The sequence below is a fragment of the Mesorhizobium sp. M4A.F.Ca.ET.090.04.2.1 genome, from assembly GCF_003999085.1.
In the GTDB taxonomy this organism is placed as follows: domain Bacteria; phylum Pseudomonadota; class Alphaproteobacteria; order Rhizobiales; family Rhizobiaceae; genus Mesorhizobium.
Genome location: NZ_RZOT01000131.1, coordinates 1 through 11,959, shown reverse-complemented (window position 1 = coordinate 11,959; position 11,959 = coordinate 1). Strand labels below are relative to the sequence as shown.

Below are 11,959 nucleotides of genomic sequence, written 5' to 3'. Positions count from 1 at the left end.
CCATGTCGACGATCTGGGCGCCATGCACCTTCTCATGCGCGGCGAGGCCGGCGGCGAAACTGTCCCAGCGCTTTTGCAAACCCGCCGGCATCGGCGTGGCTGGCTTCGGCAGCGTGTAGGTGAGGGTGAGCTTCGGCCGCGCCGTCTTCAGCACGCAGGCGCCGCCCTCAGGCTGGTAGTCGCGCTGCCAGGTCAGCTTGAAATTGGTATGCGCGATGACGCGCCGTTCGTTGCCTGCACTGTCCTTGCCGATCACCGGGCCTTTCTCGCCGATCGAGGCATAGAGCTCGGGCGCGGTCCGGCCTGAGATTGCATAGGTCTCGACCTTTTCGACCGGCTTCCAGTCGCCGGCCCGCGCCGATGTGGACGGCAGCATGGCCGCGAGCAAAAGCAAGAGGATGGCTGGTTTCATGCGCCCCCGCGGATTGGCAATGGAGCCCGAGTCGGCGGGCGATCGCCGGCCATCATGCCCGCTGCGCGGCGGACCGGCTATGCCGGCGTGTTGTCCCAGCCGGCGCGCTCGAGACCGGTTCGCAACCGGTCACAGTTCTCGGCGCACTCTATGCGCAGGTCTGCAAGGATATCCGCCACGGTCAGGCCCGAATCCAGCGCGCGGCCTTCCCTAACGCAAGCCTTGGCTTTCTCGGTGTCGCCGCAGAGCGCGTGGCACGCCGCCAGTCGCGCCCATTGCCGGACGCCCTTGAGCGGCAGGCAGGAGAAGGAAGCCGCGGCCTCACGGTAGCGGCCGGCGATGAACAAGGCTACGCCGCGGTCGAAATAATACCAGCTCGGATGCATCGGGTTGAGCTGGATGGCCTGGTCGAGCAGCGCCAGCCCGGCTTCGCCATCGCCTCGCAGCGCCCTGAAGTAACCGGTCTGGGCGAGCGTGTCGGCATCGTAGGGATTGAGGTCGAGCGCGCGAGCGAAGTGCTTTTCGGCGGCTTCGTATTCGTCGCAGCCCCGCCAGAGCAGCGTCAGTGCCAGGATCCTGTGGCATCGCCCCTCGTCGGGACTGACCGCGATTGCGTGCAGCGCCCGGTCGCGCGCCTGATCGAGCACGGCACGCGGCGCGGCGGAACAGCCTCCTATGATCATGTCGGCAAGCGCCAGATAGGCATGCGCAAGGCCTGATTCCGGATCGCGTTCCAGCGCCTTGAGGAAATGCTCGCGTGCCTCCTCGTTCACTCCATCGCCATAGCTGCGCAGCAGAGCCATGCCGCGCAGCAGATGGAGGTAGGCCTCGACATTGGCGGTGGATGCGGGCTGGCCACGCCGCATGACCGCGCTTTCGACGTTGGTGACCAGCGCGGTCGCGATCCGCTGAGCGACCGTTTTCTGGAAGGCGAAGATATCGCCTTTGACGAACGTGAAGCCTTGCGACCAGACGCGACGGCCGGATGCCGTCTCGGTCAGCACGACGCGCGCGCTGTAGCCGCCTCCAGCGGATTCCACGACCCCTTCCGCTATGTAGTCGGCGCCGAGCCGTACGGCGGTCGCGTTGATATCCTCCGTCCAATGCTCGGCGAGCGCGAAGGCCGAGTGGCGTGCCATCACCGCTATGGTCTTGAAGTGGGACAGCGCGTTGGTGATCTCCTCGACCGCGCCGTCGAACAGCACCTTGCCGGGCGCGTCGCACGTCTCAACGCGGAACGGCAGGATGGCGACCATCGGTTCGGCCGCCCGTCGCGGCTGAACCGGCGCTTGTGCCAGCGGATCCGCGGCCTGCATTTCGGCGGCCTGGAACAGATAGCCGCGTCGGGGGACGGTACGGATCAGCGCCTGCGCCTCGTCACCGATCGACTTGCGCGCGTCGCGAATGCACTGGGTGAGCGAATCCTCGGTGACCATGGTGTCCGGCCAGACCGCCCGCAACAATTCGTCCTTGCTCAGCACCCTGCCGGAATTACGTATCAGGAACGCCAGAAGCTCGAAGGTTTTCGGCCGGACCGGCACGATCTCGCCGTCACGCCTGAGCGTGCCCAGGTCAAGATCGAGAACCGCGCTGCCGATCTGTTGCGACAAGCCCTTGCCCCATCGTCGCGCACCTTCGCGCGGCGATTATCGGAGCGGCAGAATGCCCGCAAGGTCAAGTCCGAAAGAAGCCGCCCGGAAAAATGAAGTGCGGAAGGATTGGGCGAATCCGGAGCCATAGGCTCGGCCGCCCGCCGGACCGGGGTGCCGGATCGCACGGCGACTGCCGCTCGAAATAGGCCAGCATCTCATTGGCTTCGCCGCAGATGAACCCGGCAACGCCCATCGACAGGATGCGCTGCGTTTCCTCCTGCGCCAGCATCGAGGGCCAAAGCGCTCCTTCAGCTTTCTCACGCATGATCGATCTCCAGGATCAGTGGTTTCCCAGTCGCTCCGAGGCCTGTATTGCTTCAGCATTGCCGCAACGCGCGCTCGCCGTCCTGAACGGCTGCTGATATTTTGCTGAAATCGGCTCTCGGCGCCGCGGCCCGGCGACCCCGGCCTTTTCGTTGCTATTCGCTCGCCAGCGCGTCGAAGTGGGGACAGCGCGGCCGGGCGCCGACGGGGACGATCTCATATCCGGCCGCGATCAATTCCAGCTTCATCTCCTCGAAATGCCGCTTCGAGCCGCTGGCGATCGCATCCGGCGCGTAGTCCCAGCCATTGCGGGCGGCATTGGCCAGTATGTCGGCATAGAGGCGCATGCTGGCGATTTTCACGTCCGATTCCAGCATCTGCCTGCAGCCGCTGGCCAATGACGGCGACGGGGAAGAAAAGCCCAGGATCGCGCACGCCAGTCCTATGGAAACGCTCCGCATGGAAACCTCCCGTGATTGCAGCCTCTCGCTGCAAGGGAGCTTGCACCCGGTGCGCCTGCGAGGGGATCGGCCAGATGCGGTGTTTTAGGTCCTGCATTTGTAGTATTTTGCCACGGCAGGCGTTGATAGTGCGCACGTCCGCGGGCAGGGAATCGGCATGAACCACAACGCGACAGCGGCCACCTCTTCAGCGTCTTCGCCGGCGCTGTCCGAGCGCGAGCGCGCCGTGGCGGAGAAATTCGCGGCTGGCCTGACCTATCGCCAGATCGGCGAGGCGCTGTTCATCGCGCCATCGACCGTGCGCACCCATCTCGCCGCGATCTACGAGAAGCTCGGCGTGCGCAACAAAGTGGCGCTTGCCGCGCACCTCAATGGCATTGCCAGCTTGCCGCCGGACAAGCCGTCGGCCTTGCCCGGCGCTTCGCCGGTGCTGGCGATATTCCCGATCGAATGCCTGAGCGATGAAGAGCGCTGGCGCCGCTTCGCCAACGGCCTGTCGTCGGACATCACCGTCGACCTTGCGCGCTACGCGGGCCTTCCGGTCATCGCCTTCCACACCATGAAGGCGCTGGGCAGCAAGCCGGCCGACTTCGCCGCTGACGGCAAGGCGCTGGGCGCCGCCTACATCGTGTCGGGCCAGCTACGCGCCGACGACCGGCGGGTGCGGCTGACGATGGAGCTTGCCGACGCGGGAAGCGGCCTCAGCCTGTGGAGTGAGCGCTACGACCGTCCGGTCGAGGACATCTTCGCGCTGCAGGACAGTCTGACCGAAAGCGTCATCAATGTGCTCGCCGGCTGTTTCGGGACGATCGCCACGATCGGGCGCAACGCGGTTCGCCGCAAGCCGCCGGCCAGCCTGCGCGCCTATGATCTCTATCTGCTTGGCGTCGAGCAGCACAACACCTTCAGCCGCGCCGGCAACGCGGAAGCGATCCGGCTGTTTTCACGCGCGCTGGAACTCGACCCGACGCTGGTCAGGGCCTGGACCGAGCTCGCCTACGCCTATTCGATCGAAGCCGGCAACTGCTTTGGCCGCGATCCGCGGGCATCGATCGAGAAATGGCGCGCGGCGGTCGAAAATGCGATCCGGCTCGATCCCTTCGACAGCAGCGCCTGCAACTGCTTCGGCGATCTCATGGGATGCCTCGGCGACCTCGATGCCGCGGAGCGCGCCTACAAAAGAGCCTATGAATGTGGCCCCAACCATGCAGACACGCTGGCGCTGCTTGCCGGCAGCAAGGCGCTGGTCGCAGGCGATCCGGCCGAGGCGATCCCGCTCATCGAGCGCGCCATGCGTCTCAACCCGCTCGCCCCGCCCTGGTATTTCGGCATGCAGGGCCGCGTCCTGTTCTGCGCCGGCAGGCACCGGGAAGCCATCGCGGCCTTGCGCCGAAGCACGCCGGACTCGCCCAATGTGCTGATGTTCCTGGCGCTTTCCCATGCGGCGTCGGGCGAGGGCGCCGAGGCGGCCGGATTCGTGGCGCGGCTCGCGGCCGAGTTCCCCGACTTTTCCGTCGAGGGCTTCATCTCGGGCTATCCCGTGACCAACCCGGAGGCCGTCAGGGCCATCCGGGATGCGGCGAAGCTGGCGGGGCTGGGCTGAGGGGAAGAAAGGCCGGGCGGTGAGGAGGTCAGGGGTTGAGGCGCCTATCTCCCCCTTGTGGGGGAGAGAGCGATTTCAACATCTTAGCGAAGCTAAGTGTTAGAAATCGCAAGAGAGGGGATTTTCACGCACATGCGCCAACAGGTTCCGCCACAGCGCCGTGTCTTTGCAAGAGCCATGCGTGCCGGGTAGTGTCTCAGTTTGAAATTTGGGACCGGTCATCCTATCAGAATGCATGAAGTCATATTTCTTGGTTGGAACGATAGGGAAGGCACAAACTGAAGCGGAGTTGGACCGACAACTCCCCGGCCAACGGCATCCTTGGGTGCTGCCCACTCTAGGCGGAAGCGACGCTATCGCCTACGTCAGTTTGGAAGGCAACGGGGATGTCCAAGTCGATGTTAGCGGTAGGCACCACTCTAAGGATCAGGTCGTATTGCGCCTGCTGCGATTGCTCCGAGATACGGTCGGCGGCACCATCGAAGATGACGGCTAGTCGGTCGCGACACGTTTCTTGTACGGCCCACGCTTTCCCGGCTTCGGCGCAACCGCATCCATCTTCTCGCAAAGGTCTTCCATCGACCACAGAGTTTGCGACACGCCAGCGGCCATTGCAGGCGTCATCTTCAACGTCTTGTGCATTTTGATGAAGTTGTACCAGACGGTGTAGATCGCGACCTTATGGCTGGCGATACCCGCTCAAATTTCAAACTGAGACACTACCGCGTGCCGATGCGACGAAGGCCGAGAACATCCCGTGGCAGGTGCTGCGCAACAGGCAGCTCGAGGGTCTGAAGTTCAAGCGGCAGGTGCCACTTGACGGCTACATTCTCGACTTCGTCTGCTTCGAGGCGCGGCTGATCGTCGAGGTCGACGGCGGCCAGCATTCAGAGTCGGAACGGGATGCCGGCGCGACCGGCATTTTGCGATGAAAGGCTTCAGGACCCTGCGCTTCTGGAACGACGAAGTGGTGCGAAACATCGACGGCGTTTGCCTGACAATCCTGGCCGAAGTCCGCAAAGGGAGCTCCCAAGCAAATCCCCTCTCTTGCGATTTCTAACACTTAGCTTCGCTAAGATGTTGAAATCGCTTTCTCCCCCACAAGGGGGGAGATGGGCACCCCCACTTGTCCCGCCCACACCTCCCGGCATAGCCTGCCATGACCTGGGAGGGGAGGAAACCGCTTGGATACCAATGTCGTGATTGTCGGCGCCGGGCCGGCCGGCCTTGCCGTCGGCGCTTGCTTGCGCCGGGCCGGGGTGGATTTCATCATGCTCGAAAAGGCCGATCAGGTGGCGCCGGCCTGGCGGCGGCACTATCGGCGGCTGCATCTGCATACGGTGAAGTCGTTCTCCTCGCTGCCCTTCGTGCCGTTTCCGAGCGACCATCCGCGCTACGTGCCGCGCGAGAAGGTCGTGGCCTATCTCGATGCCTATGCCGAACGTTTCGAGCTCAGGCCGCGCTTCGGCGTGACGGTCGACACCATCCGCCGCGACAAGGACGGTTTCCGGGTCGAGATCGGATCCGACGCGCTGACGGCGCGCCATGTCGTGGTCGCCAGCGGCAACAATGCCGAGCCCATCGTTCCCAGCTTTCCCGACATCGAGACCTTCAAGGGCAAGGTGCTGCACAGCGCCGACTATACCGAGGCCGCGCCCTTCATCGGCAGGAAGGTGCTGGTCGTCGGCATGGGCAACACCGGCGCCGAGATCGCGCTCGACCTTGCCGAGAGCGGCGCCGACCCGACGCTGTCGGTGCGCAAGGGCGTCCACATCGTGCCGCGCCAGTTGTTCGGCGTGCCGATCCAGATGGTCGGCATCGCCAGCCGGCCGATGCCGCAGGGCCTCAACGACCGGATGTTCCCGATCATCCTCGACCTGGCGCTGGGCAAGCTCGAGAAATACGGCCTTGTCCGGCCGAAGGAGGGCATCTTGAAGCAGATCGACGCCGGCCGCATCCCGGTCATCGATGTCGGCACGGTGGCGGCGATCAAGGCCGGCAGGATCAAGGTCGCGCCCGACATCAAGCGCTTCGGCGAGGGTGACGCCACCTTCGTCGACGGCCGGCAGGAAGACTTCGACGCCGTCATCCTCGCCACCGGCTACCGCCCCGCCTACGACAAGTTCCTGCCGGCGGAGCTCAGGCCGCAGAAGAGCGGCGTCAACGCCCGCGCCTCGGAGCTCGGCCTCTACCTCGTCGGCTTCCACAACCCGGTCACCGGCCTGCTGCGCGAGATCGGCCTGGAAGCGATGGCTGTGGCTGCCGATATCGAGAAGCGGGGGTGAGGGCGGCTTCCGACGAGGAGGGACATACGACATTCATGCCGACCAGAGGTTGGGACATGCTGCGACAGATGCAGGAGCTCTTTGAGTTCTTCGGTCCGCACGTCCGCGACACCGAGACTCTCGATCGCCTTCGCACGATGGTCAAAGATCGCGGGGCCTGGCTGAAAGCACATCACCTTTTCGATCATATCCGGCACAAGACCTTGCGGGCCGAAAAGGCGAACGATGTGCAGGCTTTGGCCCAGTATATGTTCGAAGAGGTCTGCGCAAAGGCGCTCTTCAACCTGACGCACAGCAATGCTCCCTTCGACGCAGACTCCCCATATTGGTGCCGAATGCACTGGCCCTCGCTCGCGTGCTGGGGCTCGATTCGATGGTCGTCGTTCGGATCGTTACACCCGCTGATTGACATCGCCGGCGGCTGTTTAGAGCCGCTTCGGGGCCCAGCATAAATCGGGTGGACCATACCCCTGCGCTATGCGAAGCCGGTCCCGATTGGACGAAAGGGCCCACCATGCTCACGCTCTACGATTATCTGCCGTCGCAGAATGGCTGGAAGGTGAGGGTCCTGCTCGGCTTGCTCGGCATCGCCTACGAAACCCGCGTCGTCTCGATTTTCGAGGGCGAGAGCCACACGGAGGCTTTCCTTAAGCTCAACCCGGCCGGCGCCGTGCCGGTGCTCGCCGTTGAGAATGGGCAGGCGATCGCCGAGTCCAACGCGATCCTCGTCTGCGTCGCGGAGGGCACATCCTATCTGCCGGCAGACCGGCTTCTCCGCGCCAAGGTGATGCAATGGCTGTTCTTCGAGCAGTATTATGTCGAGCCGGTGATTGGCTCGCTGCGGTACTGGGTCCTGACCGGGCGGCTCGAGCGCAATCAGGCGATGGTTTCGGGCAAGCGCGAAGCCGGCGCCCGTACGCTGGCGGCGCTGGAGCGCAGCCTCGCCGACGGGGCGTTCCTTGTCGGTGACACTCTCACCATTGCCGACATCGCCGTCTATGCCTACAGCCACCGCGCCGAGGATTGCGGCTTTAAGCTCGCGGACTATCCGTTCGTGACGGCGTGGATCGGCCGGGTGCGGGACGCGATCGGTCCCGACTATCCCGTCCATCCTTACAGCATCGATCCACATTCCGGCGCCTGACGCCCGCTCGCCGAGGACCGCGTTTCGAATCCGCGCCAAACCCGGCTCTGCCATTGCTTATCCGATTTCGCGCCCCAGATTCCGTCACCAGGGCCGGGCCCTTCGGTGCCAGGCCGGCGCGGAGGCAACCATGACACGCGACGACATCATTTCAGTGCTGGGTCCGGTGGACGAGGCCGTCCTCGCTGACATCGCGCTGACCGGCGCCAGCCTCGGCGAACTGCGCGAGGCCTTCGCCTGGATCGGCGCCGACGAGGCGCTGGTCAATGAGGGCCGCCACTTGCCGGGCACGCGGGTGGCGCGGCTGATCGAGATCCTCCAACCGCCGGAGGAGGACGACGGGCCGCGGGCGCCGGCGGCGGGGTTTGAGTAGGAGCTGTCCCGCCGGCATCTCCGGTTTAGGTCCTCAGCTCACCCGCCCCGGCACGCCGCCTCGTAATCCGCCAGCACCGCATCGACCGCCGCGAGCAGGATGGCTTCGGGATCGCTCGCCGGCCCGAGGCCTGCCGGCAGCGTCGGCAGGAACTGCCGCATCAGCGTTTCGGGGATGCCGACGCCGGTAAGCACCTCGCGCAGGCGGCCGACGGCGACGCTTGCCGCGGGATTGCTCCAATAGTAGCGGATGCGATCGCTGTAGCTGTAGTGACGCTGCAGATAGAGGCTGGTCTCGCCGCCATGATAATGACTGCGCCAATGGCCGGGCGCCGCCAGCATCACGCGCTCCATCGCGCGGGCAAGCGAGCGCTCGCCATAGCCGGGGACCATTTCCGCGGCGATCAGGTCGAGCCCGTAGAGCGCCTCGCGCAAGGCGAAGGTCAGGCCCGGGCCGACCTTGAGGATCGGAAAGCCGTTGGCGACCAGCGCCGTCAGCGCCGCGCGGCTCTGGTAGTCGGTGGAGTGCGCCTCGTAGACGAGCGACGGCTGTTCATCGAGCAGTGCGGTCAGCGCTTTCGGTGCTTCCGGCTTGTACGCGATGACGTTCTCGCTGCCGAATTCGACGCCCGGCTGCACGACCAAAGCGATGACGCGGCCGAACGCTTCACCGAGGCCCTCGCGCGCAAAAATCTCGCGATGGATTTCGATCGTGCGCCGCGCTGCCGCCGCTTCGGTTGGCTTCAGGTCGCTGAGCGCGTGATCGGCGCCGCCGGGGACGGGAACCTCGGTGCCGATGATGTAGAGCGGCAGCGCGCCGTCCTTGGCCCGCGCCGCCTTCTCGGCCGCCTTGGCGAGCCGGGCGGCCCGCGTCGCGATGGTCTCGTCGTCGAGGGCTGCGGGCTCGCCGGCGCAGCCCATCGAGGCGTCGAGATGGATCTTGCTGAAGCCGGCCCAGACATAGGCCGTGACCATGGCTTCGGCCTTGGCCATCGCCTGCGCCGCCGGCTCGGAGCGCCATGGATTGGGCCCGAGATGGTCGCCGCCGAAGATGATGCGCGAGGGCTGGAGCCCCTCGCGGCTGGCGATCTCCTTGACGAAGGCGACGAACAGGTCGGGCGTCATCCCGGTATAGCCGCCGAACTGGTTGACCTGGTTGCAGGTCGCCTCGATCAGCAGCATCAAATCCGGGTCGGCGACGGCGCGCCGGATCGCCGCCTGGATCACCAGCGGATGCGCCGAGCAGATCGAGGTGATGCCATAGGGCGACCCGTTTCTGCGCGCGGTGGCGAGGCCTGTCAGCGGATTGGTCATCATGTCGCTCGCGCCGTCCCGGCGATGAAGTCGTCAAGCACGTCGAGACCGGCAAGGCCTTCCATCGGCCCGCGCCGCGTCACGTTGCGGGCGCCCGCGGCATTGGCATAGAACAGCGCCTTGGCCGGCTCCATCCCCTTGCGCCGGCAGGTGAGGTAGGTGGCGCCGAAACAGTCGCCGGCCCCGGTCGGGTCGACTTCCTCGATCAGGAAGCCGGCGCAGTCGATCCGGCTGCCGTCGGCGCCGAAACGGGTTGAGCCGGCGGCGCCGCGCTTCAGCACGATCTCGCCAACGCCCCTGGCGATCAGCGCCGCCACAGCCTGTTCCTCGTCGTTGACGCCGGCCGCGGCAAGCAGCTCGTCGCCGGAAGGCAGCAGGAGATCGGCGTCGTCGACAAGGGCGGAAAGCAGCGCGCCGTCGGCGCCGTCGATCAGCTCCTTGCGCACATTCGGGTCGAAGGAGGTCGAGCCGCCGCGCGCCCGCACCGCCTTCACCGCATAGGCGACGATCTCCTTCAGCCCCGCTACCGACAGGGTCGAGCCCATGACATGCAGATGGCCGGCACCGTCCGCCAGTCGCCGCGCCTCCGGCGTGAGGCGGATCTGCCCGGCGGCGGATTCGGCGATGTTGTAGACGAAGTCCCTGCCGCCGTCCGGCCTGTAGCGCACGAAGGCGCTTCCGGTCGGATAGCGGTCGCTGATCGACACGGCCGAGACATCGACGCCGTCGCGCTTGAGCCGTTCCAGATTGATGATGCCGAAATCGTCGCGGCCGACGCAGGCGACGATGCCGGCGCCGCCGCCTAGCCTCGCCACCTGGTCGATGAAGATCGCCGGCGCGCCGCTCGGATAGGGCCCCATCAGCGTCAGCGGCTCGAGGAAGCCGAGACCTGGCTCCGTCGCCATGATCTCGGCCAGGATCTCGCCGGCGACAATCGTCGGCCCCGCGCCTTCGGCGGCGATCTCCCTTCGGCGGCTCATTCCTGCAATTCCTTCTCTCCCCAGCCTTGCCAGGCGCTGATTTCGGCGCGCACCGGCCGCACGATAGCGCCGGGCTGCAGCCGGGGTAAATCGCGGCGGAGCTGAAGTCAACAGAAACTATACGTATGTTCACTTATATCAATGCGCACGCAGCCTTCTTATGTGCATCATTTGGAGAAAATTTACCGGCCTGGCGAGACAGGAGCTCAGAAAATCAGGCGACAGGCGGCTTGACTCAAATTTTCTGTAGCGCGATAGAATATATACGCATGTCCATTTACACATGCGCATTCGTAAAGGAGGAGACGAAATGCCAACGGGTAAGCTTTTCGGGATTCTCGCCGTATCGGTCACCGCCTCGGCGCTGGCGGCAGGCACGGCGCTCGCCACGGAAATCACCGTCGCCACGGTCAACAACGGCGACATGATCATCATGCAGAAGCTGTCGCCGGAGTGGGAGAAGGCGACCGGCAACAAGGTCAATTGGGTCACGCTTGAGGAGAACGTGCTGCGCGAGCGCGTCACCACCGACATCGCCACCAAGGGCGGCCAGTTCGACGTGCTCACCATCGGCGGCTACGAGACGCCGATCTGGGGCAAGGCAGGCTGGCTGACGTCGCTCAACGATCTCGGCGACGACTACGACTATGACGACCTGATCGCGCCGGTTCGCAACGGCCTGACCGTCGACGGCAAGCTCTACGCAGTGCCGTTCTACGCCGAAAGCTCGTTCACGCTCTACCGCAAGGACCTGTTCGACGCCGCCGGCCTGAAGATGCCGGAGCAGCCGACCTACGACCAGATCACCGAATTTGCCGACAAGCTCACCGACAAGTCGAAGGAGCAGTACGGGCTCTGCCTGCGCGGCAAGCCGGGCTGGGGCGAGAACATGGCCTTCGTCGGCACGCTGGTGAACACATTCGGCGGCCAGTGGTTCGACATGGACTGGAAGCCGCAGATCAATTCCGACGCCTGGAAGAAGGCGATCGGCTGGTATGTCGACACGATGAAGAAGGATGGACCCCCGGGCATCAGCTCCAACGGCTTCAACGAGAACCAGACGCTGTTTGCTTCCGGCCATTGCGCCATGTGGATCGACGCCACGTCCGCGGCGGGCCGCGTCTATGACCCGAAGCAGAGCAAGGTCGCCGACAAGGTCGCCTTCGCCAAGGCGCCGGTCGCGGTCACCCCCAACGGTTCGGCCTGGGGCTGGGCCTGGAGCCTCGCCATCCCGGCCTCGACCAAGAAGGCGGACGCGGCGAAGTCCTTTGTCAAATGGGCGACCTCGAAGGCCTATGTCCAGCGCGTCGGCGAGACCGAAGGCTGGGTGGCGGCGCCGCCCGGAACCCGCAAGTCCACCTATGCCAGCGCCGACTACCAGAAGGCGGCGCCCTTCGCCGCGACGGTGCTTTCGGCGATCGAATCCGCCGATCCGACCAAGCAGACCAAGGATCCGGTGCCCTATACCGGCA

14 protein-coding genes and 1 pseudogene are annotated in these 11,959 nt (G+C 65.3%); 8 read left to right on the top strand and 7 right to left on the bottom strand.

Translation table 11 applies throughout. The annotated features are described in order from the left end of the window. The 4 genes from EN781_RS11940 to EN781_RS11925 all read right to left on the bottom strand — a co-directional run. On the bottom strand, nucleotides 1–412 hold a 412-nt coding region (locus EN781_RS11940; RefSeq protein ID WP_127400015.1), incomplete at its 3' end, for a DUF922 domain-containing protein. Nucleotides 413–489: 77 nt separating this feature from the next. Beyond that, on the bottom strand, nucleotides 490–2,022 hold the full coding sequence (locus tag EN781_RS11935; protein ID WP_126055286.1) for a winged helix-turn-helix domain-containing protein: 1,533 nt from the start codon (nucleotides 2,020–2,022) through the stop codon (nucleotides 490–492). Between the two features lie 64 nt (nucleotides 2,023–2,086). Beyond that, a complete protein-coding gene (locus tag EN781_RS11930; RefSeq protein ID WP_126055285.1) occupies nucleotides 2,087–2,293 on the bottom strand; it encodes a hypothetical protein in 207 nt (68 codons plus the stop codon). 190 nt (nucleotides 2,294–2,483) lie between these two features. Beyond that, nucleotides 2,484–2,690, bottom strand: coding sequence for a hypothetical protein (locus tag EN781_RS11925; RefSeq protein WP_126055284.1), 207 nt, complete (start codon nucleotides 2,688–2,690; stop codon nucleotides 2,484–2,486). A gap of 256 nt (nucleotides 2,691–2,946) precedes the next feature. On the opposite strand from EN781_RS11925, the gene EN781_RS11920 reads away from it, so the two are divergent. Further along, nucleotides 2,947–4,392: a LuxR C-terminal-related transcriptional regulator gene (locus EN781_RS11920; protein ID WP_126055283.1), complete on the top strand. Its 1,446-nt coding sequence runs from the start codon at nucleotides 2,947–2,949 to the stop codon at nucleotides 4,390–4,392. Nucleotides 4,393–4,959: 567 nt separating this feature from the next. Here the strand turns inward: EN781_RS11920 and EN781_RS35235 are convergent. After that, nucleotides 4,960–5,070 (bottom strand): annotated as a pseudogene (locus EN781_RS35235) (IS1 family transposase); the annotation flags it as partial. An 86-nt stretch (nucleotides 5,071–5,156) separates the two neighbouring features. Between EN781_RS35235 and EN781_RS35960 the strand changes: the two are divergent. From EN781_RS35960 to EN781_RS11895, 6 genes are all read left to right on the top strand, one after another. Then, on the top strand, nucleotides 5,157–5,324 hold the full coding sequence (locus tag EN781_RS35960) for a DUF559 domain-containing protein (RefSeq protein WP_348627247.1): 168 nt from the start codon (nucleotides 5,157–5,159) through the stop codon (nucleotides 5,322–5,324). Beyond that, nucleotides 5,321–5,452 carry a DUF559 domain-containing protein gene (locus tag EN781_RS35955; RefSeq protein WP_348627246.1) on the top strand — a complete coding sequence of 44 codons (132 nt, stop codon included), beginning with the start codon at nucleotides 5,321–5,323 and terminating at the stop codon, nucleotides 5,450–5,452. The genes EN781_RS35960 and EN781_RS35955 overlap by 4 nt, the downstream gene beginning before the upstream one ends. A 124-nt stretch (nucleotides 5,453–5,576) precedes the next feature. Continuing rightward, nucleotides 5,577–6,677, top strand: a complete 1,101-nt coding sequence (locus EN781_RS11910; protein ID WP_126055282.1) for an NAD(P)/FAD-dependent oxidoreductase — start codon at nucleotides 5,577–5,579, stop codon at nucleotides 6,675–6,677. A gap of 56 nt (nucleotides 6,678–6,733) precedes the next feature. Continuing rightward, nucleotides 6,734–7,129 carry a hypothetical protein gene (locus tag EN781_RS11905; RefSeq protein ID WP_245492587.1) on the top strand — a complete coding sequence of 132 codons (396 nt, stop codon included), beginning with the start codon at nucleotides 6,734–6,736 and terminating at the stop codon, nucleotides 7,127–7,129. A 62-nt stretch (nucleotides 7,130–7,191) separates the two neighbouring features. After that, nucleotides 7,192–7,821, top strand: a complete 630-nt coding sequence (locus tag EN781_RS11900; protein WP_126055281.1) for a glutathione S-transferase family protein — start codon at nucleotides 7,192–7,194, stop codon at nucleotides 7,819–7,821. 130 nt (nucleotides 7,822–7,951) lie between these two features. Then, entirely contained in the window at nucleotides 7,952–8,194 is a 243-nt protein-coding gene (locus EN781_RS11895; protein WP_126055280.1) for a hypothetical protein, read from the top strand. A gap of 38 nt (nucleotides 8,195–8,232) precedes the next feature. Here EN781_RS11895 and EN781_RS11890 read toward each other — a convergent pair whose 3' ends face one another. Together EN781_RS11890 and EN781_RS11885 are read right to left on the bottom strand one after the other, a co-directional pair. Further along, nucleotides 8,233–9,507, bottom strand: a complete 1,275-nt coding sequence (locus EN781_RS11890) for a D-tagatose-bisphosphate aldolase, class II, non-catalytic subunit (RefSeq protein WP_126059125.1) — start codon at nucleotides 9,505–9,507, stop codon at nucleotides 8,233–8,235. Further along, nucleotides 9,507–10,487 (bottom strand): sugar kinase, encoded by a 981-nt coding sequence (locus tag EN781_RS11885; protein ID WP_127400014.1) that lies wholly within the window; start codon nucleotides 10,485–10,487, stop codon nucleotides 9,507–9,509. The genes EN781_RS11890 and EN781_RS11885 overlap by 1 nt, the downstream gene beginning before the upstream one ends. Nucleotides 10,488–10,797: 310 nt before the next feature. Between EN781_RS11885 and EN781_RS11880 the strand changes: the two genes are divergently transcribed. Beyond that, nucleotides 10,798–11,959 (top strand): sugar ABC transporter substrate-binding protein (locus EN781_RS11880; RefSeq protein WP_189347494.1); only part of this gene is annotated, 1,162 nt, incomplete at its 3' end.